At 65.7% G+C, this 25,072-nt stretch carries 26 protein-coding genes; 15 read left to right on the forward strand and 11 right to left on the reverse strand.

Annotated features, from left to right (window positions below; genetic code table 11):
- Positions 1–139 precede the first annotated feature (139 nt).
- The 6 genes from CCUG20998_RS13120 to CCUG20998_RS13145 form a co-directional block, all read right to left on the reverse strand.
- On the reverse strand, positions 140–1,192 hold the full coding sequence (locus CCUG20998_RS13120) for a hemolysin family protein (protein WP_036455660.1): 1,053 nt from the start codon (positions 1,190–1,192) through the stop codon (positions 140–142).
- Positions 1,189–2,571 (reverse strand): hemolysin family protein, encoded by a 1,383-nt coding sequence (locus CCUG20998_RS13125; protein WP_020728969.1) that lies wholly within the window; start codon positions 2,569–2,571, stop codon positions 1,189–1,191. The genes CCUG20998_RS13120 and CCUG20998_RS13125 overlap by 4 nt, the downstream gene beginning before the upstream one ends.
- 194 nt (positions 2,572–2,765) lie before the next feature.
- The gene (locus tag CCUG20998_RS13130) at positions 2,766–4,202 is read right to left on the reverse strand and encodes a GuaB1 family IMP dehydrogenase-related protein (protein WP_036455661.1); all 1,437 of its coding nucleotides are present in this window, start codon (positions 4,200–4,202) and stop codon (positions 2,766–2,768) included.
- Positions 4,203–4,233: 31 nt separating this feature from the next.
- Positions 4,234–5,685 carry an NADP-dependent phosphogluconate dehydrogenase gene (gene gndA / locus CCUG20998_RS13135; RefSeq protein WP_012394431.1) on the reverse strand — a complete coding sequence of 484 codons (1,452 nt, stop codon included), beginning with the start codon at positions 5,683–5,685 and terminating at the stop codon, positions 4,234–4,236.
- A gap of 109 nt (positions 5,686–5,794) precedes the next feature.
- Positions 5,795–6,745, reverse strand: coding sequence for a M56 family metallopeptidase (locus CCUG20998_RS13140; protein WP_020728971.1), 951 nt, complete (start codon positions 6,743–6,745; stop codon positions 5,795–5,797).
- A gap of 14 nt (positions 6,746–6,759) precedes the next feature.
- Positions 6,760–7,176, reverse strand: coding sequence for a BlaI/MecI/CopY family transcriptional regulator (locus CCUG20998_RS13145; protein WP_012394433.1), 417 nt, complete (start codon positions 7,174–7,176; stop codon positions 6,760–6,762).
- Positions 7,177–7,637: 461 nt separating this feature from the next.
- Here CCUG20998_RS13145 and CCUG20998_RS13150 point away from each other — a divergent pair, with 461 nt between their 5' ends.
- The 7 genes from CCUG20998_RS13150 to CCUG20998_RS13180 are packed head-to-tail and all read left to right on the forward strand — an operon-like array spanning position 7,638 to position 12,406.
- The gene (locus CCUG20998_RS13150; protein WP_373138499.1) at positions 7,638–8,042 is read left to right on the forward strand and encodes a PaaI family thioesterase; all 405 of its coding nucleotides are present in this window, start codon (positions 7,638–7,640) and stop codon (positions 8,040–8,042) included.
- Between the two features lie 59 nt (positions 8,043–8,101).
- A complete protein-coding gene (locus tag CCUG20998_RS13155; RefSeq protein ID WP_011740895.1) occupies positions 8,102–8,404 on the forward strand; it encodes an urease subunit gamma in 303 nt (100 codons plus the stop codon).
- Positions 8,401–8,712 (forward strand): urease subunit beta, encoded by a 312-nt coding sequence (locus CCUG20998_RS13160; RefSeq protein WP_020728973.1) that lies wholly within the window; start codon positions 8,401–8,403, stop codon positions 8,710–8,712. The genes CCUG20998_RS13155 and CCUG20998_RS13160 overlap by 4 nt, the downstream gene beginning before the upstream one ends.
- Positions 8,712–10,445 carry an urease subunit alpha gene (locus CCUG20998_RS13165; protein ID WP_020728974.1) on the forward strand — a complete coding sequence of 578 codons (1,734 nt, stop codon included), beginning with the start codon at positions 8,712–8,714 and terminating at the stop codon, positions 10,443–10,445. The genes CCUG20998_RS13160 and CCUG20998_RS13165 overlap by 1 nt, the downstream gene beginning before the upstream one ends.
- On the forward strand, positions 10,445–11,080 hold the full coding sequence (locus CCUG20998_RS13170) for an urease accessory protein UreF (protein WP_020728975.1): 636 nt from the start codon (positions 10,445–10,447) through the stop codon (positions 11,078–11,080). The genes CCUG20998_RS13165 and CCUG20998_RS13170 overlap by 1 nt, the downstream gene beginning before the upstream one ends.
- Positions 11,081–11,090: 10 nt before the next feature.
- Entirely contained in the window at positions 11,091–11,762 is a 672-nt protein-coding gene (gene ureG, locus CCUG20998_RS13175; protein WP_020728976.1) for an urease accessory protein UreG, read from the forward strand.
- A complete protein-coding gene (locus CCUG20998_RS13180) occupies positions 11,762–12,406 on the forward strand; it encodes an urease accessory protein UreD (protein ID WP_012394439.1) in 645 nt (214 codons plus the stop codon). The genes ureG and CCUG20998_RS13180 overlap by 1 nt, the downstream gene beginning before the upstream one ends.
- Positions 12,407–12,494: 88 nt before the next feature.
- On the opposite strand, the gene CCUG20998_RS13185 is transcribed toward CCUG20998_RS13180, so the two are convergent.
- From CCUG20998_RS13185 to CCUG20998_RS13195, 3 genes are all read right to left on the reverse strand, one after another.
- The gene (locus CCUG20998_RS13185; protein WP_011740889.1) at positions 12,495–13,880 is read right to left on the reverse strand and encodes an NAD(P)/FAD-dependent oxidoreductase; all 1,386 of its coding nucleotides are present in this window, start codon (positions 13,878–13,880) and stop codon (positions 12,495–12,497) included.
- Positions 13,881–14,043: 163 nt separating this feature from the next.
- Entirely contained in the window at positions 14,044–14,967 is a 924-nt protein-coding gene (locus tag CCUG20998_RS13190; RefSeq protein WP_020728978.1) for an LLM class F420-dependent oxidoreductase, read from the reverse strand.
- Between the two features lie 50 nt (positions 14,968–15,017).
- Entirely contained in the window at positions 15,018–15,695 is a 678-nt protein-coding gene (locus CCUG20998_RS13195; RefSeq protein WP_012394441.1) for an SDR family oxidoreductase, read from the reverse strand.
- Positions 15,696–15,981: 286 nt separating this feature from the next.
- On the opposite strand from CCUG20998_RS13195, the gene modA reads away from it, so the two are divergent.
- Both modA and CCUG20998_RS13205 read left to right on the forward strand, forming a co-directional pair.
- The gene (modA, locus tag CCUG20998_RS13200; RefSeq protein WP_036455662.1) at positions 15,982–16,746 is read left to right on the forward strand and encodes a molybdate ABC transporter substrate-binding protein; all 765 of its coding nucleotides are present in this window, start codon (positions 15,982–15,984) and stop codon (positions 16,744–16,746) included.
- Between the two features lie 9 nt (positions 16,747–16,755).
- Positions 16,756–17,550 (forward strand): ABC transporter permease, encoded by a 795-nt coding sequence (locus CCUG20998_RS13205; RefSeq protein WP_036455663.1) that lies wholly within the window; start codon positions 16,756–16,758, stop codon positions 17,548–17,550.
- A 12-nt stretch (positions 17,551–17,562) separates the two neighbouring features.
- Here CCUG20998_RS13205 and CCUG20998_RS13210 read toward each other — a convergent pair whose 3' ends face one another.
- The gene (locus CCUG20998_RS13210) at positions 17,563–18,396 is read right to left on the reverse strand and encodes a class I SAM-dependent methyltransferase (protein ID WP_020728982.1); all 834 of its coding nucleotides are present in this window, start codon (positions 18,394–18,396) and stop codon (positions 17,563–17,565) included.
- 189 nt (positions 18,397–18,585) lie between these two features.
- Here CCUG20998_RS13210 and CCUG20998_RS13215 point away from each other — a divergent pair, with 189 nt between their 5' ends.
- The 6 genes from CCUG20998_RS13215 (at position 18,586) to CCUG20998_RS13240 (ending at position 24,212) form a co-directional block, all read left to right on the forward strand.
- The gene (locus tag CCUG20998_RS13215; protein WP_020728983.1) at positions 18,586–20,043 is read left to right on the forward strand and encodes an NAD(P)/FAD-dependent oxidoreductase; all 1,458 of its coding nucleotides are present in this window, start codon (positions 18,586–18,588) and stop codon (positions 20,041–20,043) included.
- A gap of 11 nt (positions 20,044–20,054) precedes the next feature.
- Positions 20,055–20,240, forward strand: a complete 186-nt coding sequence (locus CCUG20998_RS13220; protein WP_015355512.1) for a hypothetical protein — start codon at positions 20,055–20,057, stop codon at positions 20,238–20,240.
- 183 nt (positions 20,241–20,423) lie between these two features.
- Positions 20,424–21,545: a sulfate/molybdate ABC transporter ATP-binding protein gene (locus CCUG20998_RS13225; protein ID WP_036455911.1), complete on the forward strand. Its 1,122-nt coding sequence runs from the start codon at positions 20,424–20,426 to the stop codon at positions 21,543–21,545.
- 86 nt (positions 21,546–21,631) lie between these two features.
- The gene (locus tag CCUG20998_RS13230; RefSeq protein ID WP_020728986.1) at positions 21,632–22,666 is read left to right on the forward strand and encodes an alanine and proline-rich secreted protein Apa; all 1,035 of its coding nucleotides are present in this window, start codon (positions 21,632–21,634) and stop codon (positions 22,664–22,666) included.
- A 155-nt stretch (positions 22,667–22,821) separates the two neighbouring features.
- Entirely contained in the window at positions 22,822–23,118 is a 297-nt protein-coding gene (locus CCUG20998_RS13235; protein WP_020728987.1) for a GlsB/YeaQ/YmgE family stress response membrane protein, read from the forward strand.
- 65 nt (positions 23,119–23,183) lie between these two features.
- Positions 23,184–24,212 carry a zinc-binding alcohol dehydrogenase family protein gene (locus tag CCUG20998_RS13240; RefSeq protein WP_020728988.1) on the forward strand — a complete coding sequence of 343 codons (1,029 nt, stop codon included), beginning with the start codon at positions 23,184–23,186 and terminating at the stop codon, positions 24,210–24,212.
- Between the two features lie 6 nt (positions 24,213–24,218).
- On the opposite strand, the gene CCUG20998_RS13245 is transcribed toward CCUG20998_RS13240, so the two are convergent.
- The gene (locus tag CCUG20998_RS13245) at positions 24,219–24,941 is read right to left on the reverse strand and encodes a CPBP family intramembrane glutamic endopeptidase (protein ID WP_020725278.1); all 723 of its coding nucleotides are present in this window, start codon (positions 24,939–24,941) and stop codon (positions 24,219–24,221) included.
- Between the last annotated feature and the right edge of the window lie 131 nt (positions 24,942–25,072).

The raw sequence follows: 25,072 nt of genomic DNA on the forward strand, positions 1-25,072 counted from the left end.
TGCGCGCCACACCATCGCGAAAAGCGACAATGTCCTCGCAGCCACAACGTATCGTCATCCGACTGCGGCTTGCGCCGTTTGGCCAACTGGTTCAGAAATGGTGATCAGGGGCGGCCGCAGCCATAGGGCGTCCCGCCCGTCAGTTCCGGTGTTTCGCATCGCTGAGGGTGCCGACCAGGTCTTCCACCAGGTCCTCTAGCGCGACCATGCCGGCCACAGCGCCGTCGTCGGAGGTGACCAGTGCCAGATGGCTGTTGCTGCGACGCATCCGGGATAGCGCATCGGGTAGCGGCAGTGACTTCGCCAGCTGGGGCAGCGGGCGGACCAAGGCCAGGTCGATAACCGTTGCTGGGTCGTCACCAAGTGCCAACACGTCCTTGATGTGCAGGTACCCGATGAAATGGTGGTCGAGACCGAGCACCGGGAAGCGCGAATACCCGGTCTCGGCCAAGGCTTGCTCCACCGCACCGATCGTGGGTCCGGACCCCGCGGCAGCAACGGGCACCGCTCGAATATTGGGCAAGGGGACCGCGACATCGTCCACCACCCGGGTACGAATCCGTAGTGCCCGCGTCAATCGGGTGTGTTCCTCAGGATCGAGCAGACCCTCCGATACCGATTCGGCGATCATCTCGGAGAGCTCCACCGTGGAGACGGTGATGTCGAGTTCGTCTTTGGGCTGCACCCCAAAGATGCGCAGGATCGCGTTGGCGCACTTGTTGTACAAGAAGATGATTGGGCGGGCGGCGCGCACATACGGCAGGTATGCCGGGACCAGCAGCATCGCGGTGCGTTCCGGACCAGCAAGTGCGATGTTCTTCGGCACCATCTCGCCGAGCAGCACGTGCAGCGTCACCACGATGGCCAGCGCGACCACGAACGACAAGGTGTGCAGCAACCTCGGATCCAAACCGGCCAAGCCGAACCATCTCTGCAGGGTCTGGGCCGCTGCCGGCTCCGCGATCCGTCCGAGAAGGATCGAAGACACCGTGACCCCAAACTGCGCCCCCGCCAACATCGACGGAAGTTGCTCGGCCGCCCGGATCACGGTGACCGCACTGGTCCTGCCCTGTTCGGCCAGCGCTTCGAGGCGATCGCGCCGGGCCGAGATCAGGGCGAACTCCGCGCCGACGAAGAACGCGTTGGCGGCAATCAGCAACACCGCAAGGGCCACAGCCAGCACCGGGTTCATCGGCCGCCCCGCTCCGGGTCGGAATCATCCTGACCGTCCTCGGCAGCGGCCAGCTCGGTGAGCTCCAGCAGGTCGATCCGGCGACCATCCATCTGTACGACGGTGGCGCGCCAGCGTACCGATTGATCGGGCACCCGGTCTTCGTCCAGCGCCGGAAGTTCGACCGTTTCGCCGGCCACCGGAATATGTCCGAGCTGGCGCAGCACCAGGCCGCCGATCGTTTCGTAGGGTCCCTCCGGGGCCTGATAGCCGATGGCGATGGCCACCTCGTCGATGCGAAGCAGCCCCGATACCCGCCATCCGTTGCCGGCCGCCACCACGTCCGGCGTCGCGTCATCGTGTTCATCTCGGACATCGCCCACGATCTCTTCGACCAGGTCCTCGACGGTGACCATGCCCGCGGTGCCACCGTATTCATCCACCACCATGGCGGTCTGCAGCGAATTGGCCCTGATCTGGGCCATCAGCGCATCGCCGTCCAACGTCGAGGGCACCACCGGAACCGGCTTGGCGATGCTGCTCAGCAACGTGTGCGCGCGGTTGGCGGCCGGAACCTGGAACACCTGTTTGACGTGGACGATGCCGAAGGTCTCGTCCAGATCTCCCTGGACAACCGGGAATCGCGAGTATCCCGACGCAGCCACCGCGGCGACCAGGTCGGCGATGGTGTCATCGGTCTGCAACGCCACGACTTTTGAGCGCGGCGTCATCAGCTCCTCGGCGGTCAGGGTCCCGAACTGCAGCGACCTGCGCATCAGCGACGCGGTGACATCATCGAGTGAGCCGCTTCGGGCGGAGCTGCGCACCAACGACACCAGCTCCTGCGGGGTACGGGCGGAGCGCAGCTCCTCGGCCGGCTCGATGCCGAGCTGGCGCACGATCCAGTTCGCGGCGCCGTTGGTCAGTCGGATCGCCGGGGTGAGGAGCACCGAAAACAGCCACTGGGGAAGGACCACCGCTCGAGCGGTCGGCAGGGGACGGGCCACCGCAAGATATTTGGGGACCAGCTCGCCAAACACCATCGATACCGACGTCACGACCACCAGCGCCAAGAACACCGTGATGGCGTCCGACATTTGGTCGGATATTCCGATTGCGGTCAGCGCCGGATGCGGCAACGCGTCGACCAGGGGTTCGGTCAGATAGCCAGTGGCCAGGGTGGTGATGGAGATGCCCAGTTGCGCACCCGAGAGGTGGAACGACAGCCGGTGCTGGGCGCGCCGGATGAAGCGGTCACGGCTGTCTCCGCCGCGGGCGTTGGCTTCGACGGTGCTGCGGTCCAGCGCGGTCAGCGAGAATTCGGCGCCGACGAAAACCGCGGTACCTAGGGTGAGCACCAGGATGGCCACGATGCTCACGGTGGTGGCGGTGAACATCATGTGCGGCTCAGTGGCGCGGCCGCAGCGCCCGGCGCGGATGCGGGGGACCGCCCGCCCTGGAAGCCAGCGGCCTCGGCGGGTGCCTGCGGCACGTCATCCCTTTCGCTAGATCCCGCGGTAGGGCATCGCAGGATTGAAGTCCATATGGTAACGAAACCATCCCGCACAGATCAGCCCTCGCCGTGTGGCGCTGCTCACCAGCCGGCGGGTAGGGGATGCCCCTCGGCAAAGCCGGCCGCTGACTGCACGCCGATGACCACCTGTTCATGAAGTTCGGCCAGATTCGACGCGCCGACGTAGGTGCAAGTGCTGCGCACGCCGGATGTGATGTGGTCGATCAAGTCCTCCACTCCGCCGCGATCGGGGTCGAGCCCCATCCGCGACGTCGAAATGCCTTCCTCGAACAGCGACTTTCGGGCCCGATCGAACGCGCTGTCGGTGGTGGTCCGAGCGACTACCGCACGCTTGGAAGCCATGCCGTAGCTCTCCTTGTAGGGCTGGTCTTCGCGGTCGCGCATCAGGTCGCCGGGGGACTCATAGGTGCCCGCGAACCAGGATCCGATCATCACGTTGGACGCGCCTGCTGCCAGCGCCAGTGCGACATCGCGAGGATGACGGATCCCGCCGTCGGCCCATACGTGCCCGCCAAGCTCCCTTGCCGCAGCGGAGCATTCGAGCACGGCGGAAAACTGCGGCCGCCCGACACCGGTCATCATCCGGGTCGTGCACATGGCGCCGGGACCAACGCCCACCTTGACGATGTCGGCACCGGCGCCCAGAAGGTCCCGCGTGCCCTCGGCCGACACCACGTTGCCCGCCGCCAACGGAAGGCCCAGATCCAGCGATGCGACCGCACTGATCGCGTCCAGTGTCTTGACCTGGTGCCCGTGGGCGGTGTCGATGACCAGCAGGTCCACCCCTGACTCGGCCAGGGCGCCCGCTTTGGCGGCCACGTCGCCATTGATACCGACGGCCGCCGCGATGCGCAGCCGGCCGGCCGCGTCGGTGGCCGGCGTGTAGATCCCGGCGCGGATCGCCCCGGTCCGGCTCAGCACGCCGGCTAGCGTGCCATCGGGCCGGGTCAGCACCGCGACCTCGATGGGCGAGTGCTCTAGCAGGTCGAAGACCTTTCGCGGCTCGGTGCCCACCGGAGCGCTGACAAAGTCCAGGGCCGCGATATCGCGCACCCTGGAGAAGCGGTCCACGCCCACGCAGGACGCTTCGGTCACCAAGCCGATTGGGCGGCCCTCGGAGACCACAACGGCGACCCCATGGGCACGTTTGTGGATCAACGCGATCGCATCGGATACCGAATCCTCGGGCGCCAGCGTCACCGGTGTGTCTAGCACCAGGTCGCGGCTCTTGATGAACTCCACGGTTTGGTGCACCGCCGGGATGGGCAGATCCTGCGGCAGAACCACGATCCCACCGCGGCGGGCCACGGTCTCGGCCATCCGCCGCCCGGCCACCGCGGTCATGTTGGCCACCACCACGGGAATGGTGGTACCCGAACCGTCGGCGGTCGACAGATCCACGTCGAACCGGGACGCCACCAGGGAGCGATTCGGCATGATGAATACGTCGTTGTACGTCAGGTCGTACCCGGGCCGATGCCCGTCCAAGAACCTCATGGTTGCCCTTCGCTGAGCCGTTCTCGCCGGGCTAGGCCGGCACCTCGCTGCGATCTGCGCTCCACAGCGTGTGAAACTTGCCCGCCGCGTCGATCCGGCCGTAGGTGTGCGCGCCGAAGAAGTCGCGCTGGGCCTGGGTGAGTGCGGCGGGTAACCGTTCGGTGCGCAGCGCGTCATAGTAGGCGAGGGCCGACGAGAACCCGGGGGTCGGTATACCCAATTGAGCCGCCGTGGACACCACGCGGCGCCAGCTGTCGACGGCCGATTCGATGGCGCTGCGGAAATAGGGCGCGACCAGCAAGCTGGCTAGGGCCGGCTCCGCGTCGAACGCCTCTTTGATCCGGTTGAGGAACTTGGCCCGAATGATGCAGCCGCCACGCCAAATGGTGGCCAAGTCGCCCGGAGTGATGTCCCAGCCAAATTCGGCACTGCCGGCCTGGATCTGGTTGAACCCCTGCGCGTAGGCCACGATCTTCGAGGCATACAGGGCCCGCCGGACGTTCTCGGTGAAGGTGTCCGGATCGGCGGGCTTGTCGCCCAGCCGCCCCGAAGGCAGCCCAACCGCGGCCGCGCGCTGCTGCACCGACCCCGACAGCGCTCGCGCGAAGACGGCTTCGGCGATGCCGGTCACCGGCACCCCGAGGTCGAGGGCGGATTTCACGGTCCAGCGACCGGTGCCCTTCTGCTCGGCCTGGTCCAGAATGACGTCGACGAGGGGTTTTCCGGTCTTCGCATCCGTTTGGCGCAGCACCTCGGCAGTGATTTCCACCAGATAGCTGTCCAGATCGCCCTTGTTCCACTCGCTGAACACGTCGGCGATCTGCGGGGCGCTCATCCCCAGCCCGTCACGGAGCAGCTGGTAAGCCTCGCCGATGAGCTGCATGTCGGAGTACTCGATGCCGTTGTGCACCATCTTCACGAAATGCCCCGACCCGTCCGGCCCGATGTGAGTGCAGCACGGAACGCCGTCGACGTGTGCCGAGATCTCCTCCAGCAGCGGGCCCAGCGAGGTGTACGACTCGGCGGGGCCGCCGGGCATGATCGATGGCCCGTTGAGCGCGCCCTCCTCGCCGCCGGAGATCCCCGCGCCGACGAAATGCAGTCCGCGCTCACGCACCGCCTTCTCACGGCGAATGGTGTCGGTGTAGAGCGCATTGCCGCCATCGATGATGATGTCGCCGGGCTCCATGGCATCTGCGAGTTCGTTGATCACGGCATCGGTGGGCTCGCCCGCCTTGACCATGATCAGCACCCGGCGCGGCGTCTCGAGCGCGGCGAGGAACTCGCTGATCGTCTCGCTGCGGACGAACTTGCCTTCAGCTCCATGCTCTTTGAGCAACGCGTCGGTCTTGGCGATCGAGCGGTTGTGCAAGGCCACCGTGTAGCCATGTCGGGCAAAGTTGCGGGCGATGTTCGAACCCATCACGGCCAGGCCGGTAACACCGATCTGGGCGGTAGCGGTGCTCGATTCCGACGAACTCATATCTTGCCTTTCGGTGAGGCCACTCAGATTAGAGAACTCATGCCAAAGCTTTTCCGAACGCTAGTCCGACCCACTGTGGCATAGAAACTCCGAGGCGTGTCGCGGCGCGTCAGAGGTCGAACAACCGCTGCAATTCCGTGAGCCACGGTACGGCCAGCGCCACGGTGGGGACCACCAGCACCACCGCAGCGGCCGCGTAGGCGGCCGCGGCCAGCGCCAGGCTGTTGCCTCGCCCCGACAACCGCTGCACCCGCACCAGCGTGCTGGGACCGCCCGCGGCTAGGGCGCCCAACGGTGCCCGCCCGGACGCGCAGGCGACCAGGGCCCGAGCCAGTGGGGTTCGTCCCGCGGCGCGCACTGCCGCGTCGTCGGCCAACAGTTCAACCAGTAGCTGCGCCGCGCGCAATGCGTTGGCGCTGCGAACCAGCCGCGGAAAGGCCTCGTGGAAGGCGGTGAACGCCTCCAGAACAAGGTCATGGCGGGCCCGTAGATGAGCCCGTTCGTGGGTAAGTATTGCCGCGACTTCTTTGTCGCTGAGCGTGGTGAGCGCCCCCTCGCTGACCACCACCCGGCTACGTACCCCGGGCAGGCAGTAGGCGAGTGGTTGCGCGACGTGTAAGACGCGCAGATCGCGAGTCCGCGCGCAAGGCTGGGCCAAGGTCGCTTCGTGCCCCACTCCGACCAGGTCGACGACCATGCGGTGACGGGCCCGCCGTCGCCGGGTGGCGATGGCAACACGCACCACCGCGACCACCAGCCGTACCCCCACGAGGACGGTGAGCGCGAAGACGGAAACGTAGGCCGCCCACAGCGGCCAACCGAGCCGGCCTTCGGCGTCGATGATGCCGGCCGTGGGCCGCCCGTCGGGACCGGGCATGAGCAATCGGGTCGCAATCGCGATTCCGGCGCTGAAGGCGGAAAGTACGGCGGCCAGGGAGATCGCTTGCCAGAGCACCATTGCGGCGCGAGGTGCGCGCAACGGCCACGTGGCGCGTGCCAGCAAGGCCGGTGTCGGGCCGGCCAGCAGCACCGCGAGGATGGTGAAGGCCAGCGCGGACACGCTGCTAGTCTCCCTCAGCTGTCCACCGGAGCGCCAGCAGATGGCGGAATGCGATGACTTGCTTCCAATTCGGCGAGCGCTCGGCGAAGCGCGTCCGCCTCGTCGGCTCCGACACGCTCGACGAAGTGCACCAGCGCGGCCTGCCGGCCACCCGAGTCCTCGGCTTGGGCCAGCGCATCCACCATCAGCCCGGCGACCAGCTCGTCACGCCCGTGCACCGGTGCATACCGATGCGCCCGGTCGTCGCGGATCTGAGAAACCAGGTTCTTTTTGGCCAACCGCTGCAGCACCGTCATCACGGTTGTGTAGGCGAGGTCTCGCCGCGCCGAGAGCGCTTGGTGGACCTGTCGAACTGTCTGGGGTTCGGGGGTGGACCACAGGTGATCCATGACCGCGCGTTCCAGATCCCCCAGGCGCGTCAGCTTGGCCATAGTTCGTTTAGCTCCATCGGCTCCATCAGCTTTGAATCCAGAGTACTCCGGCTTACTACCGGCTGTCGTAACCAACGGCGATTAGTTCCGGGCAAATCCGGAGACATCCGCGGTCCGAGCAATCGGGAGACAGCCGACCCAGGACAGGTACCCGGGATGCGTAGGGACGACACGTCGACAATGTTACGCAGTCGATGCTTGCAAAATTAGGGCAGCCTTGCCTATTGTAGTTCTGGTCGAGCAACAATGACCGTGCCGGAGTCCTGAGGGCTGCAGTGACCCCCGGTCTACTCGATCGGCGAGCCCCGTGCCTAGTGCACGGGGCTCGCCCGTTTTGCGGCCGGAATAGCCGCGCCCGGAGCGGTCCGCAGGCGTCTGGCTGATCCGCAACGCTGGTCAGACGCCGATGGTGTAGACACAAGAACGTGCCATCGTCGCCGGAGGCGGACCCCGCCGTAGCCATCCCGCCCACAGTTTCTGCACCTTTCGATGTTGAACTGGGCCTGGAGTTCACCGAACTCACCGCCGATGGCGCTCGTGCGCAGCTCGAGGTCAAGCCCAAGCACCTGCAGCCAATGGGCCTAGTCCACGGGGGTGTCTACTGCTCGATGGTCGAAAGCATGGCCAGCATGGCCGCGTTCACCTGGCTGAGCACCCGCGGCGGCGGCGGTGTGGTGGGCGTCAACAACAACACCGACTTTTTGCGTGCGATCAGCTCGGGAACCGTCTACGGCACCGCCGAGCCACTACACCGCGGCCGACGCCAGCAGCTGTGGCTGGTCGTGATCACCGACGACGCCGATCATGTGATCGCTCGCGGGCAAGTGCGGCTGCAGAATCTCGAGGCGCCGCCCATCGACGGGTGACCTCGGTCACTCTCGCCTCGAAAGGCCAGAACCGTCACGGCGTGGCAGGATCCCAAAGCATGCGCTTGACGCCGCACGAACAGGAGCGATTGCTGCTGTCTTACGCCGCCGAGGTGGCCCGCCGCCGACAGGCTCGCGGCTTGCGTCTCAATCACCCCGAGGCCGTAGCGCTCATCACCGACCACGTCCTTGAAGGTGCACGCGACGGCCGCACGGTGGCCGAGCTGATGGCCAGCGGTTGTGAGGTCCTGGGTCGAGACGATGTGATGGAAGGAGTGCCCGAGATGATCGCGGACGTACAGGTTGAGGCGACCTTCCCGGACGGCACCAAATTGGTCACCGTCCATCATCCGATCCGATGATCCCCGGTGAAATCCACTACGGCAGAGGCGATATCGAAATTAACACGGCCGCTCAGCGCATCGAGATGCATGTCGTCAACACCGGCGACCGCCCGGTACAGGTCGGAAGTCACGTCCATTTTCCGCAGGCCAATGCGGCGCTGTCGTTCGACCGCGCTGCCGCCCACGGCTACCGTCTCGACATTCCGGCCGCCACCGCGGTCCGCTTCGAGCCGGGCGTTGCCCACACCGTCAGCCTGGTGCCGCTGGAGGGCAGACGCGCGGTGTACGGGCTGACGCTGAATCCACCTGGAAGGTTGGACGACTGATGGCGCGGCTGTCCAGGGAGCGCTACGCACAGCTGTACGGTCCGACCACTGGCGATAGGATCCGGCTCGCAGATACCGATCTGCTGGTCGAAATCACCGAAGACCGTTGCGGGGGGCCCGGACTGGCGGGGGACGAGGCGGTGTTCGGCGGCGGCAAGGTGCTGCGCGAGTCCATGGGCCAGGGGCGGGTCACGCGGGCCGAGGGCGCGCCCGACACCGTGATCACCGGCGCGGTAATCATTGACTACTGGGGAATCATCAAGGCGGATATCGGCATTCGTGACGGGCGCATCGTCGCAATCGGCAAGGCCGGCAACCCCAACATCATGTCGGGTATTCATCCCGACTTAGTGGTCGGACCGTCCACCGAGATCATTGGCGGAAACGGGCGCATCGTCACCGCGGGTGCGATCGACTGCCATGTGCACTTGATCTGTCCTCAGGTCATCGCCGAGGCCCTCGGTTCGGGTATCACCACCATCATCGGCGGCGGCACCGGCCCAGCGGAAGGCAGCAAGTCCACCACCGTCACGCCCGGGGCATGGCATCTGGCCAGGATGCTGGAAGCCCTCGATTCCTGGCCGGTCAACATCGCGTTGCTGGGCAAGGGCAACACCGTCAATCCCGACGCGTTGTGGGAGCAATTGCGTGGTGGGGCATCAGGTTTCAAGCTTCACGAAGACTGGGGTTCGTCACCGGCGGCGATCGATGCGTGCCTGACCGTCGCCGATGCCGCCGGTGTTCAAGTCGCGTTACACTCCGACACTCTCAACGAGATGGGCTTCGTCGAGGACACGCTGGCCGCGATCGCCGGGCGATCCATTCACACCTACCACACCGAGGGAGCCGGAGGCGGGCACGCCCCCGACATCATCACCGTTGCGGCACATCCCAACGTGCTGCCCAGCTCCACCAATCCGACTCGCCCGCACACCGTCAACACCCTCGACGAGCACCTCGACATGTTGATGGTGTGCCATCACCTCAACCCACGGATTCCTGAAGATCTGGCATTTGCGGAGAGTCGGATTCGGCCATCCACCATCGCCGCCGAAGACCTGCTGCACGACATCGGAGCGATCTCGATGATCGGCAGTGACTCCCAGGCGATGGGCCGGGTCGGCGAGGTGGTGATGCGGACCTGGCAGACCGCGCATGTCATGAAGCAGCGCCGCGGCGCCTTGGAGGGCGACCCGTCGGGCCGCTATTCGGCCGATAACAATCGAGCACGGCGCTATGTCGCCAAATACACCATCTGCCCGGCCGTCGCGCACGGTCTCGACCACGAGGTCGGCTCGGTGGAGGTGGGAAAGCTCGCCGATCTGGTGTTGTGGGAGCCAGCCTTTTTCGGGGTACGCCCGCACGCGGTGGTCAAGGGTGGCGCCATCGCCTGGGCCGCGATGGGCGATGCGAACGCCTCGATACCCACGCCTCAGCCGGTGCTTCCGCGCCCGATGTTCGGCGCGTCGCCGGCCGTGGCAGCGGCGACCTCCGTGCATTTCGTCGCAGCACAGTCCATCGAGGCCGGTCTGGCAGATCAGATCGCCGTCGACCGCCGACTAGTTCCGGTGGCCGATGTCCGGGCCGTCGGTAAGGCCGACATGCCACTCAACGACGCACAGCCGCGCATCGAGGTCGACCCCGATACGTTCACCGTGCGTATCGATGGCGAGGTATGGGAGCAGCAGCCGGCCACCGAACTCCCCATGGCGCAACGGTATTTCTTGTTCTAGTGACCACGCTCGCGATGCTCCTCACCCTGGCCGATTCTCGGCTACCCACCGGTGCCCACGTGCACTCCGGCGGCGTCGAGGAGGCCATCACCGCCGGCTTGGTGACCAACCTGTCAAGCCTGGAGGCGTTTCTCAAGCGACGCATCCGCAGCCACGGCCTGGTCACCGCGTCCATCGCTGCCGCTGTGCAGCGAGGCGATCTGGCCCCCGATGGCGCAGATCGGGAAACCGACGCCCGCACACCTTCGCCCGCGGCGCGGGATGCCTCACGTAGCCAGGGACGAGGGCTGGTGCGTCTGGCTCGGGCGATCTGGCCGGAAGCGGACTGGGACGCCCTCGGCGCAAAACCCCATCTGGCGGTGGCTGCAGGCCGAGTGGGAGCGCTGGCGGGGCTAACCCCCGAACACCTTGCCCTGCAACTTGTCTACACCACGATGACCGGCTCGGCTACCGCCGCCCAGCGGCTGCTCGCGCTGGATCCCACCGACGTGGCCGTGCTCACGTTCCAGCTCTCTGAGCTGTGCACGACTACCGCCGCTGAAGCGGTAATCGGACTGGCCGATTTGTCCGACCCACTGCTCGATACGCTGGCGCAACATCACGCCGAACGCGAGCGGCCCTTGTTCGCCTCATGAAAGGTATTGCATGGCCAAGCATTCCCATGATCACACCCACGACCATCACGACCGGCCACGGCGGGTTCGAAAGCCGGGGGAGCCGTTGCGGATCGGGGTCGGGGGCCCAGTTGGATCCGGCAAGACCGCACTGGTGGCGGCGATATGTCGGCAGTTGCGAGACGAGCTGTCCCTCGCGGTGCTGACCAATGACATCTACACCACCGAGGACGCCGACTTTCTGCGCAAGCATGCGGTATTGGCGGACAGCCGGATAACCGCGGTGCAAACCGGTGGCTGTCCGCACACCGCGATCCGCGACGACATCACCGCCAACCTGGATGCGATCGACGACTTGATCGCCGCACACGACGCGCTGGACTTGATCTTGGTCGAATCCGGTGGTGACAACCTCACCGCCACCTTCTCGTCGGGCCTGGTGGATGTGCAGATCTTCGTCATCGATGTAGCCGGCGGCGACAAGGTTCCCCGCAAGGGCGGGCCCGGTGTGACCTTTTCAGACTTGTTGGTGGTCAACAAGACCGATCTGGCCCCGTTGGTGGGCGCCGATCTGAAGGTGATGGCTCGCGACGCCGAAGCGGTACGCGACGGACGTCCGACCGTGTTGCAGTCGTTGACCGAGGACCCCGCCGCGACGAAGGTACTGGACTGGGTGCGTAGTCAGTTGGCCGCCGCAGGCTGATGCACTCCGAGGTTCTGCTGGTTGCATCGCGAAACCGGCTGCCGCGCATCCGATGCCGGGGCGGCATTGCGGCCCGTTGCACCGCGGCCGACACGGTGTTTCTGGTGTCGGCTGCGGCAACGCCGCTAGGGGGCGACAGCTTCGACCTCCAGATCATCGTTGAGGAGGGGGCGTCGCTGCGATTGCGAAGTGCGGCCGCGGCCGTGGTGTTGCCCGGCGCACAGACCATGACTTCCCGAGCCCGCTGGAAAATCGAGGTCGCCGGGGAGCTGGATGTGGACCTCGAGCCGACAATCGTCGCCGCTGCCGCCCGGCATCTGTCGTCTGTCACGGTGCAGTTGGATGGCGCTAGCCGGGTCCGTCTGCGCGAACGCATCCAGATCGGCAGATGCGGTGAGCGGGAAGGATTCTGGTCGGGATCGCTGCATGCGGACCTGGACGGTCGTCCGATGCTGCGACACCGGATGGAACTGGGCGCTGGATCACTGGCCGATGACGTGATTTGCGCTCCCCGTGCGACGGTCAGCGAATTACGCTACCCCACAGGGGAGTTCACTGATGCAATCGAGGCCGGTTCGACAGTGCTGCAGCTCGCCGAGGGCGGAACTCTTAGTACGTGGCAAGCGGAACGGTTGATCGGCTAGCGGTCATTGCGGTCATTGCGGTCATTGCGGTCACCGGGCGCCGCGGAGTCGGATAGTCACGCTGCGAGTCGGCCGCGACCATACCGGCCTAGCTGGCTTGTCGCGCCTCGGTGCTCTGCGCCTCGGAAGCCAACTCGGCCAGCTGCTCCAGCCGCGTCCGGGCGAAAGCCTGCTGTTCGGTGATGGTCAGTTGACCACGCCGGGTGCTCAGGAAGGTCACCGTCCACGACAACAGCGTGCTGACCTTGGTCTTGAACCCGACCAGGTACACCAGGTGCAGGACCAGCCAGGCCAGCCAAGCGATGAAGCCGCTGATCTCCACTGGACCGATCTTGGCCACCGCGGAAAAACGCGACACCGTGGCCATGGAGCCCTTGTCGAAGTACTGGAACGGCTCGCGTTCCGCAGCGTTGGCACCGGCCAGCTCGGACTTGATCGTGGTGGCGACGTACTTCGCGCCCTGGATGGCGCCCTGGGCTACCCCGGGCACGCCCTCGACCGCAGCCATGTCGCCGATGACGAACACGTTGGGGTGTCCCGGGACCGACAAGTCGGGCAGCACCTGGACCCGGCCGGCTCGATCGAGCTCAACCTCGGACTGCTCGGCAAGGTCCCGGCCCAACCGGCTGGCCTGGACACCGGCGGACCACACTTTGCACGCGGATTCGATGCGCCGGATGGTGCCGTCGGAATCCTTCACGGTAATGCCGTTGCGGTCGACGTCGGTGACCATCGCGCCGAGCTGGATTTCCACCCCCAGCTTCTGCAGCCGTGCCGCCGCCCGCTCACCCAACTTGTCGCCAAACGGCGGCAGCACCGCCGGAGCGGCATCGAGCAGAATCACCCGCGCCCGGGTGGAGTCGATGTGGCGGAACGCGCCCTTCAACGTGTGCTCGGCCAATTCGGCTATCTGCCCGGCCATTTCGACACCGGTGGGTCCGGCCCCGACGACTGTGAACGTCAGCAGTTTGGCCCGTCGTTCCGCATCACGCGACCGTTCGGCCTGTTCGAAGGCGCTCAGGATCCGTCCGCGTAGTTCCAGCGCGTCATCGATCGACTTCATGCCAGGTGCGAACTCGGCGAAGTGGTCGTTGCCGAAGTAGGACTGGCCCGCGCCCGCGGCGACGATCAGGGTGTCGTATGGGGTTTCGTAGGTGTGACCGAGCAAGTCCGACACGACGGATTGCTTGGCCAGGTCGATGTGGGTCACGTTGCCCAGCAGCACCTGCGCGTTGCGTTGCCGGCGCAGGACCACGCGTGTCGGCGGCGCGATGTCACCTTCGGAGATGATTCCGGTAGCCACTTGGTAGAGCAGCGGCTGGAACAGGTGGTGGGTGGTGCGAGCAATCAGCTTGATATCGACGTCGGCACGCTTGAGCTTCTTTGCCGCGTTGAGTCCGCCGAAGCCAGATCCGATGATGACAACACGATGGCGCGGACGTGCTTGTGCTGTGGTTTCTGGCTGGGGGCTCATGTGACGCTGCTCCTGACGGATCTCCTGACGGGCGCACTGCAGTTAGCTACACGCTAGTCAAACCAGGCCCGCAAGCCCAACTCGTGAGCATGTGTAATTAGCCACACCGGCGCAACCGGATCCGCCCTCCCACCGGCGGCTCATCGCACAAACCCTGAGCGGCCTACCCGGTCAATAGCGGGCGCAGTGCCTCGGCAACGGTGGTGATCAGGCCGGGGGAGTGGCCGTGCGCGGAGAGGTTCATGATCACGCCGTCAATGCCGGTGTCGAGCACTTTGGTTTGCACCTGATCGGCGATCTGTGCCGGGCTGCCGGTCACCATGCGCCTGCTCGTCTCCGCGGGAGGGCGCTCCACCTTGGCCTTCTCGTCGACCACCACCGTGAGCATCACACTGGTTTCCAGTGTTGATGGATCCCGCCCCGCTTCCTCGCATCGGGCGGCGACGGCATCCATCTTGCGAGGCAATTCATCCAGCGCCGCGACGATGTTGAGATGATCGGCCCAGTGGGCGGCGATGCGGAAGGTCTTCTTCTCACCCCCGCCGCCGATCAAGATCGGGATGCGGTCACGGTAACGGGGTTCGGCCATCGCCGATTCGGCTTGGTACCAACTCCCGGAGAAGGTCGGACGCTCACCCTTGATCATCGGATCAAGAATCTGCAACGCCTCCTCGAGCCGATTGAATCGGTCGGTGAAGGTGCCGAACTCGTAGCCGAGCTGGCGGTGTTCGAGTTCAAACCATCCAGCGCCGATGCCGAGGACCGCACGTCCGGCACTGACCACATCCAGCGTCGTGATGATCTTTGCCAACAACGCGGGGTTACGGTACGTATTGCCGGTCACCAGGGTGCCCAGTTGCAGCCGCTCGGTAGCGGTGGCCAGCGCGCCCAGGGCGGTGTAGGCCTCCAGCATGGGCTGGTCCGGTGTCCCCAACATCGGCAGTTGATAGAAATGGTCCATCAAGAAAAGCGAGTCGAAGCCGGCCGCCTCGGCCTCGCGCGCCTGCGCGATGACTGACGGAAAGAGCTTGTCGACGCCGGTACCGTAGGAGAAACTCGGGATCTGGAAACCAAGCCGGATAGCCACGGGCTCTACCGTAGCGACCGGCTCCGAAAAGCCAAGAGAACCGAATTGCCTCAGGCGAAGTGAGCGAGCGCGCCGTGGCTCACATGAAGCGTCTGGCCGGTGATGTGCCGAGCCGCCGGGGTGGTGAGAAACAGCGCCAGCCGGGCGATCTCCGCGGCCACCGGAGCCGGCGTGCGCGACAACCCTTCATAACCCGCCTGCACACTGCGTCCGCAAGCCACGGCGTTGACCGTGATGCCGCGGGTGCCGTAGATCTCGGCTTGCCCGGCGACCCAATTCGACAGGGCACCCTTGATCGCCGCGTCGACGCTGCCCGCTGGTGGGTTCTCCGCCACCACGCTGATGATCGAACCGCCAGATCGCAGATGGTCGCCGACACACTGCACGGTCAACACCGCCGAGAGCACGGTGGTGTCCAGTGCATTGCGCCACGCCGTGGCGGTGTCCGCCAGCGAGTAGGTGCGCGGATCGCCGGCATCCCAGGTCGGCGCCGGCACGTTGACGATGGTGTCCAGATGGTGGGGGAACAACCCGCGCACCTCTGCCAGGCTGGCCGGATTGGTGATGTCGCAGGCGATCGCATCTGCGTCGAGTTCCTTGGCGACCACCTCGAGATCGTCGCGCCGGGCGCCGACAAGAGTCACTTTGTGACCGTCGTCGCGAAAGCCCTCGGCTACTGTGCGTCCCAGATCGGTGTCGCCGCCGGTGACCAGCACCTCCACTGCCATGACCTCCTCGTGTTCACCGTTGAACCCAGACCCTGGCACTTCACCAGCGTTTATGTTTCCACTCGGCGCGTTGAAAACATCGTCCCGATGGTCACACACCACAGGATTGTTGCCTGGGATCTCAGCATGTTATGGCATCAATCCGCACCCATGTTACTGGACAGTAGCAATTTGACGAAACTCCGCGCGGTCGCGCCGAGCAGATGATTTGGGTAACGATTCGTCAGCAACGGACCCGCCCGTTCTCGCTGGCAGAAACCTCCGAGGTCGCTGCTAGGTTTGACCGGTGACTCGGGTCGGGATGCTGGCCGGCATGGTGTCGGCGCTGCTGGTCTGGGTGGTGGGCTGCGGTTCGCCGTCACGGCCGGCCGAAGGTGCTCGCTCAATCACGATTTTTGCCGCGGCATCGCTGAAGACCGCCTTCACCCAGATAGGTGAACGGTTCAAGACCGCCAACCCGGGCGTCGGTGTCGAGCTCGATTTCGCCGGTTCCTCCGAGTTGGCCACCCAACTCACCCAGGGCGCCACCGCGGACGTCTTCGCCTCAGCGGACACCGCTCAGATGGACACGGTCGCCAAAGCCGGTCTGCTCGCCGCGGATCCGACGAACTTCGCCTCCAACACACTGGTCATCGTCACCGCGCCGGGCAATCCGAAGCACGTCGGATCGTTCGCCGACCTCTCTCGATCGGATCTAACCGTTGTGGTCTGCCAGCAGCAGGTGCCCTGTGGCGCGGCCACGCAGCGCATCGAAGACGGCACCGGGGTCCACCTCAACCCGGTTAGTGAAGAACTCAGCGTTACCGATGTCCTCAACAAGGTCACGACCGGACAGTCCGACGCCGCGCTGGTCTACCTCACCGATGCGATGAGCGCGGGAAGCACGGTGAGCACTATCAAGTTTCCCCAGGCCGCACCCGCGGTGAACGTCTATCCCATCGCGGTGCTCAGCAACGCCCCCCAACCGGGGCTGGCACGTAAATTCGTCGACATGGTCACGGCCGAGACAGGACGCCGCATCCTGGATCGGTCTGGTTTCGCCAAGCCCTGACGAGCCGACATGCACGGACCAACGGAGCTGCCCCGCTGGGTTTACCTGCCCGCTACCGCGGGGATGGGTTTGGTGATTCTGCCGCTGGTCGCGATGGCGGCCAAGGTCGATTGGCCGAATTTCTGGTCCCTGATCACCAGCACGTCGTCTCGGACGGCACTCGTGCTGAGCTTGAAGACCGCCTCGGCGAGCACCGCGCTATGCGTACTCCTGGGCGTGCCGATGGCGCTGGTCCTGGCCCGTAGCCGGGCGCGGCTCATGCGGCTGATGCGGCCGCTGATCCTGCTGCCGCTGGTGCTGCCACCGGTAGTGGGGGGTATCGCGCTGCTCTACGCATTCGGCCGACTTGGCCTGATCGGGCGTTACCTAGAGGCGGGCGGTATCACGATCGCGTTCAGCACGACGGCCGTGGTGCTGGCGCAGACGTTCGTCTCGCTGCCATTCCTGGTGGTATCGCTCGAGGGAGCGGCGCGCACCGCGGGCGCGGACTATGAAGTTGTCGCGGCGACGCTGGGAGCGCGGCCCAGCGCGGTCTGGTGGAAGGTCACGCTGCCGCTACTGATGCCGGGTCTGGTGTCCGGTGCTGTGCTCGCCTTCGCCCGGTCGCTGGGGGAGTTCGGCGCAACCTTGACTTTCGCCGGATCCCGCCAAGGTGTCACCCGCACGCTGCCGCTCGAGATCTACCTGCAGCGGGTGAATGATCCCGACGCGGCGATCGCATTGTCACTGCTGCTGGTCGCGGTGGCCGCGCTGGTGGTTCTGAGCCTGGGGGCGCGCCGATTGACCGGCGGCCAGGCGGGGTAGCTTCGGGGTGGGTCAGCCGAACTCGAGCAGGACGTAGGCGCCGCGGAATGGCTTGATCGGCGGGAAACGCCACAGGGCGGGGTAGAGGGTCTTGAAGAACAGCCCGCGGCCTTCGGGCATCGGCACATCGTGCACCGCGCGGATTCCGGGCACGGTGTCGACCAGCCTCGCGAGCTGGTTCACCGACAGGCTGAATGGCATCGGCGGAACGCGGTAGCGCCTGGAGGCGCGCATACCCTTGGGGGCAACCCGCTTGACGATGGTGGGTGGCAGGTCGAAGAACATCTGTCCACCGGCAAAGCGCTTGGCGCACTGACTGATCAGCTCCATTGCCTGATTGGGCTGCAGGTACATCAGTAGACCTTCGGCGGTGATGAAGACGCCGGCGCGCGAGTCGACCTTGTCCATCCACGTGTAGTCCAAGGCGGACTGTGCGAGGTTGGTGACGCGCGCAGAATCCGGCAGCAGGCGCCGCCGCAGTTCCATTACGGGCTCCAGATCCAGCGATACCCAACGAAATTGCGTATCTGGTAGCGCATTGCTCACCCGCCAGAACCCGGTCTGAAAGCCCTCCGCGAGCGCCACCACGGTAGCCCCCGGATGCTTGGTGAGGTATGCGATCTCACACCGATCAACGGCCAGCGATCGCAACGCCATCTCTTGGCCGCGGCGTCCAAACTTCTCGAAGTCGAAATCGATGGATTCAACAAGTTTAATCGCCATCGGGTCATCGATGATCGGGTTCGGCTTGGCGGCTTGGTGAGCCCTGCCGTTGAGGGTCAGCAATGCGGTTTCAGAGACACCGCCCAGCATTCCGGCGTTCACGTTGTTATCTGAGTGACCCACCTACACAACTTATCCAAGCCGCGCCGGAGGACTCCATGCCGCGCGCGCAATGCGGGTGGCCCCAGATTGCGTCGGTGGCCGCACTGGACATCCGATCGTCGATGCCACTTAACAAAATACCCTAGGGGGTATAGAATGATGATCGGCTAGCTACCTCAGCTGTAGTTGAGTTCGATCAAGGAGCGACCAATGGCACGAGTCGTTATCCTCGGCGCCGGCATCGCGGGCCATACCGCCGCGTTGCACCTGCGCCGATGGCTTCCCCGCGCACACGAGATCGTCGTTATCTCTCCGAACGCCGACTGGAACTGGATTCCATCCAATATCTGGGTCGGCGTGGGGCGGATGGAACCGGCGAAGGTGTTGATTCCCCTCAAACCGATCTACCGGCGCAAAGGCATCGTCTTTCACCAGGCGCTGGCAACCGCTATCCGGCCCGAGGGCACCGGTGAACAGCAGACACCGTCGGTGGACTTCACGTACACCGAGGAAGGGCGACGCGGCGAGACTGGCAGCCTTAGCTACGACTATTTGATCAATGCGACGGGCCCTCAGCTGAATTTCGCGGCGACGCCGGGCCTCGGTCCCGAGGGGCACTCGTATTCGGTGTGTACTGCCGACCACGCCACCGAGGCCGCCAAGGCGCTCGACGGGGTCATCGCCAAGTTGCGGGCCGGCCAGCGGCAGCGCCTCGTTATCGGTGTCGGGCATGGCACCTGCACCTGCGAAGGGGCAGCGTTCGAGTACACCTTCAACGTCGAACATCGACTGCGCGCCGCCGGTGTGCGCGACTTGGCCGAGGTCATCTATCTGACCAATGAGTACGAGCTGGGTGATTTCGGGGTCGACGGCATGAGATTCGTCGACAAGGGATTCATGCAGTCCAGCCGGCTGTGGACCGAATCGCTATTCCGCGAACGTGGCGTCAAGGCGATCACGCAGGCCCACGTGCACGAGGTGATGGACGGCAAGCTGCGCTACGAACAGCTCGACGGCAAAGAACACGATCTGGACTTTGACTTTGCGATGCTGCTGCCACCATTTAGGGGCGCCAGCCTGGCCGCCTACGACCGGGACGGCAACGACATCACGTCCACGTTGTTCGCGCCATCGGGCTTCCTCAAGGTCGACGCCGACTATTCGGGCAAGCCCTACGACGAGTGGACCGCCGAGGACTGGCCACACACCTACGAATCCGTGGCCTATCCGAACATCTTCGCGCCCGGCATCGCGTTCGCGCCGCCGCACCCAATCTCCAAACCGCGCAAGAGCGTTACCGGGACGGTGATCACCCCCAGCCCACCCCGAACCGGCATGCCGTCGGGCATCATGGCCAAGACCGTGGCCGAGACCATTCGCGATCGCATCACCAACAACGCCGCGAGTCCGGCCCACCAAGCCTCGATGGCGACCATGGGCGCCGCATGCATCGCCTCGGCCGGAACCGGACTGCGTGAGGGTTCGGCGGCCGCGATGACCATGTTTCCGGTCGTGCCCGACCCGGTGCGCTACCCGCAGACCGGCCGCGACATCAGCGGCACATCCGGTGAGCTTGGCCTGGCGGGGCACTGGATCAAGGTGCTGCTGCACTACCTGTTCATCTACAAGGCCAAGGCCAGGCCGTTCTGGTGGCTGATCCCTGAATGAAAGGCGCTTCCATGGACCTTACGGACGCGGACAAAAGCGGCTCAGACGTGGATGTCCGGACCGCCGAACGCATTGCCGACGCCCCACTACCCACCGGAGCCAAACTGCGCATGCGGCAGAATCTTCCGGTCCAGATGTGGCGATTCGTCCGCATCAATCTGAAGATGATGCGAATCATCTTCAGCGGACACCACTAGCCGCTCGCGGCGACCGGCCATCGGTCATGCTCGCCGTCACTTAGGGTGTGAGCATGCGTCGTAGTGGTGGGCAAATCGGGTGCCCAGTGCCGACGGTATGGCGCGGATTTCGCGGGTCGTGACGTCAGGCGCAATTCGCAGAATTCAGGCGTGCACGGTGCCGCCGACGCGGGACGGCGCGGTGTGAGCGCGCTAGAGCTTCGCGCGGTCGTTGCGGACCGTCGTCTAGACGTCGAGTTCTCGGTGGCGGCGGGCGAGGTGCTGGCGATCCTGGGGCCCAACGGCGCCGGAAAGTCTTCCGTCTTACACGTCATCGCCGGGCTGGTTCGCCCTGACAACGGAGTGGTTCGTCTAGGCGAGCGGGTGCTGACCGATACCGCCGCGGGCATCGACGTGGCAACCCACGACCGCAAAGTCGGTTTGCTGCTGCAGGACCCGCTGCTGTTCCCGCACATGAGCGTGGGCGCCAACGTGGCGTTCGGTCCACATCACCGTCGCGGCACGTTGCGCTCCGGTCGCCGCCAACAACGCGAACCGGCACTGCGGTGGCTAGCCAAGGTGGGCGCCGAGCAGTTGGTAGATCGCCGGCCGCGACAGCTGTCCGGCGGCCAAGTCCAGCGCGTCGCCATCGCCCGGGCGCTGGCGGCCGAACCAGATGTGCTGCTGCTCGATGAGCCGCTGACCGGACTCGATGTCGCCGCGGCCGCGGCCATCCGGGCGGTGCTGCGCGCCGTGGTGGTCGACAGCGGATGCGCCGTAATTCTGATATCTCATGACCTGCTCGATGTATGCACACTGGCCGATCGGGTGCTGATTCTCGAGGCCGGCCGGATCTCCGAAATCGGCGCGGCCGCCGACGTACTGGCCGCGCCGCGCAGCAATTTCGGAGCTCGCATCGCGGGGGTCAACCTAGTCAGCGGCACCATCGGCCGTGACGGGTCCCTGCACACCCGCTTCGGTAGCCAATGGAGGGGAACACCGGCCCGAGACCTCAATGAAGCGCTCGACTTTGGGCAAGACGCCATCGCCGTGTTCCCGCCGACCGCGGTGGCAGTGCACCTCGAACCGCCGCACGGCAGCCCACGCAATACAGCCGAGGTGACCGTGGCAGACCTACAGACTCGTGGGCCGGCCGTGTTGGTGCGCAGTGAGGACCAGCCCGACGGCTTGCCCGGCCTGGCCGCGAGCATCACCGTCGACGCTGCCGCCGAGTTGAAGCTGACGCCCGGGGCGCGAGTGTGGTTCAGCGTCAAGGCTCATGAGGTGGCGTTACATCAAGCATTGCGCCGCCAGGTAGCCCGCTAGGCGATTGCCACCGGGTCCGCCACGATCAGCGAAGACATGGGCAGGCCATCCTTGCTTCGCGGCCACAACACGGTAGGTTCGTCGCCATGCATGAGGTGGACCCCAACAAGCGACGTCGCCACGGACTCTGGACAACGCTAGCGCTCGCAGCGGTGAGCAGTGCCAGCGTTGTCTCCATTGCCCTTCCGGCGACCGCCAGCGCCGACCCGGCGCCTGCGCCGGCACCGTCGACCACCGCGGCGCCACCGGCGGATCCCAATGCCGCACCGCCACCAGCGGACCCCAACGCTCCGCCGCCTCCACCGGCAGACCCCAACGCGCCACCCCCACCACCGGCAGACCCCAACGCGCCACCCCCACCACCGGCAGACCCCAACGCGCCACCCCCACCACCAGCTGACCCCAACGCCCCACCGCCACCGGTGGTTGACCCGAATGCACCGGAGCCCGGGCGGGTCAACAATGCGGTCGGTGGTTTCAGCTTCGTCGTTCCGGCGGGCTGGGTCGAGTCCGACGCTTCGCACCTGGACTACGGGTCGGCGCTGCTGAGCAAGATGACGGGCGAGCCACCCATGCCAGGACAGGCTCCGCCGATTGCCAACGACACGCGAGTCGTGTTGGGGCGGTTGGACCAGAAGCTCTACGCCAGCGCTGAGGCCACCAATCCCAAGGCCGCCGTCCGGCTGGGATCGGATATGGGTGAGTTCTTCATGCCTTATCCCGGCACCCGGATCAATCAGGAAACCATTCCGCTCAACGCCAACGGGATAACCGGAAGCGCGTCGTACTACGAAGTGAAGTTCAGCGATGAGTCCAAGCCCAACGGACAGATCTGGACGGGCGTAGTCGGCACTCCCGCGGGCAGCACGCCCAACGAAGGACCGCCGCAGCGCTGGTTTGTGGTCTGGCTGGGAACCTCGAATGACCCCGTCGACAAGGGTGCGGCGAAGGTACTGGCGGAGTCGATCCGGCCGTGGATGCCACCACCGGCACCGGCACCTGCGCCGGGTGAGCCCGCGCCCCAACCGGGCGCGCCGGAACCCGTCCCCGCACCGGCTCCCGCGCCGGCCGCTGGGGTGGCTCCGACCGTCGCCCCAGCACCGCGAACACAACCGACCTGAGGCCGTACTGCCCCTGACAAGAAAGTCCCCGCCAACTAGGCGGGGATATTCTTGGCTTCGCAGAATCGCATCCCCATCGTTACCCGAACGGGGTATACCGAGGTCACGGTCCGACACCGCAGTTGGACATTGCCAGTGATTGCAAGGAGATCCCGATGGACGTTATGGCAGCTACCGAATTCCTGGCTCGCTCCACCACCTTGACCAGTGTCGGCTGGCTCGGCTACATCATCATCGGAGCGCTCGCCGGTTGGATTGCCGGCAAGATCGTCAAAGGCGGCGGATCCGGCATTGTGATGAATATCGTGATCGGCGTCGTCGGCGCGCTGATCGGTGGCTTCTTGCTGAGCTTCTTTGTCGACACCGCCGCCGGCGGCTGGTGGTTCACCTTGTTCACCGCGATCCTGGGCTCGGTGATCCTGCTCTGGATCGTGGGCAAGGCCCGCCACTAGCGCGTTGGATCCCTGGTGACGGTGGCGGGTCGAGCCTTCCCTGGCGGCAGCGTCATCATGGACTGATGGCCGCACCCGCGAGTACCCCGACGATGAGTGCATGGCAGGTGCGCCGGCCCGGTCCCATCGACACCGGCCCGCTGGAGCGGGTGAACGTCGAAGTACCAAGACCGGCGGCCTCCGAACTGCTCGTGGCGGTGCGAGCATGCGGCGTGTGCCGCACCGACCTCCACGTCACCGAGGGCGATCTGGCGGTGCACCGGGAGCGGGTGACGCCGGGACATGAGGTGGTCGGAGAGGTCGTAGAAGTAGGGGCCGAGGCCGGCGACGAGTTCGCCGTCGGCGACCGGGTGGGCATCGCCTGGCTGCGCCACACCTGCGGGGTGTGCAAGTACTGCCGCCGTGGCGATGAGAACCTGTGCCCGAAGTCCCTCTACACCGGATGGGACGCTGACGGGGGATACGCAGAATTCACCACCGTTCCCGCGGCGTTTGCCCACCATCTGCCCAGCGGCTACAGCGATAGCGAGCTGGCCCCACTGCTGTGCGCCGGCATCATCGGTTACCGCTCCCTGCTGCGGGCCGAACTACCACCCGGCGGCAGGTTGGGCCTGTATGGGTTCGGCGGCAGCGCGCACATCACCGCACAGGTCGCGCTGGCCCAGGGAGCCGAGGTGCATGTGATGACCCGTGGAGCTGAGGCGCGTGAGTTGGCACTCGAGCTTGGCGCCGCATCGGCTCAGGGGGCCGCCGACCCACCACCGGTACCGTTGGATGCCGCGATCCTGTTCGCCCCGGTAGGGGAGCTGGTGTTGCCGGCTCTGGCGGGCCTCGACCGTGGTGGCACCCTGGCGGTCGCCGGGATTCATCTCAGCGACATCCCGCCGCTGAACTATCAGCGTCACTTGTTCCAGGAACGTCAGATCAGGTCGGTGACGTCCAACACCCGCGGTGATGCCCGGGCTTTCCTCAACTTTGCGGGCCAGCATCATATCGAGGTCACCACGCCCGAATACCCGCTCGGGCAGGCTGACCGCGCGCTCAGCGACCTCAGCGCGGGCCGCATCGCCGGCGCCGCGGTGTTGATCGTGTAACGAGGTTCAGCTCGACAGGTGCCAGACCACAGCGGCCGCCAGGGCACCCACGCCGTTCAGCGACCAATGCAGGGCGATCGGCGCGATCAAGCTTCCGCTGCGGCGGCGCAACCAGCTGAAGACGAAGCCGGCGGCCCCGGTGGCCAGGACCGCCAAGACGACGCCGGCGACCATCCCGACTATCCCGCCACCGAACAACCGGGTGAAACCGACGTTGCTACTGGTCAGTCCCAGCGACGTCGCGACGTGCCAAAGTCCGAACAACAATGATCCCGCCAGCGCCACCCCGCGAAATCCCCAAGCCCGATTCAGCGCCCCATGCAGCACCCCGCGGAAGGCGAGCTCCTCGGGGATGACCGTTTGCAGCGGGATGATGACCATAGAGGCAATCACGGCGCCAGAAACCGTCGCGTAGTGGTTGTTCATGAACATCGGCCGAGTCATCGGCAACAGCACACCTACCGAGATCACCAGGACCACCAGGCCAACCGCGGCCAGCGCGTAGAACATCCCAGATCTCCAGTGCTCCCGCCCCAACCCCAACTCGGCCCAGCCCAGACCTCTGCTACGCACCAGGATGACCAGCCCGACCGCGGCCGCCGGGACGGTCGCGATGCTCGCCCACGGCGTGGTGAAGTGCGCAATAAGATTTGTCAGCACCAACACCACCACAACAACCGCGACATCAAGGTGGATACGCAACCTGTGCAGCGCGGAAAGCTGCGTCATTAGCGCATCCGGGTGAGGGGCCGTCGTCGCATGGTCACGCATGCCGACCGATTCTACCTGCGGGGCGGTCGTCCACCTCCGTTTTTCGTCGGTGCCAGCGGTACCGGCCAACTGCAGGCAAGGGCAACCGG

The organism is Mycobacterium marinum (genome assembly GCF_003391395.1).
In the GTDB taxonomy this organism is placed as follows: Bacteria; Actinomycetota; Actinomycetes; order Mycobacteriales; family Mycobacteriaceae; genus Mycobacterium; species Mycobacterium marinum.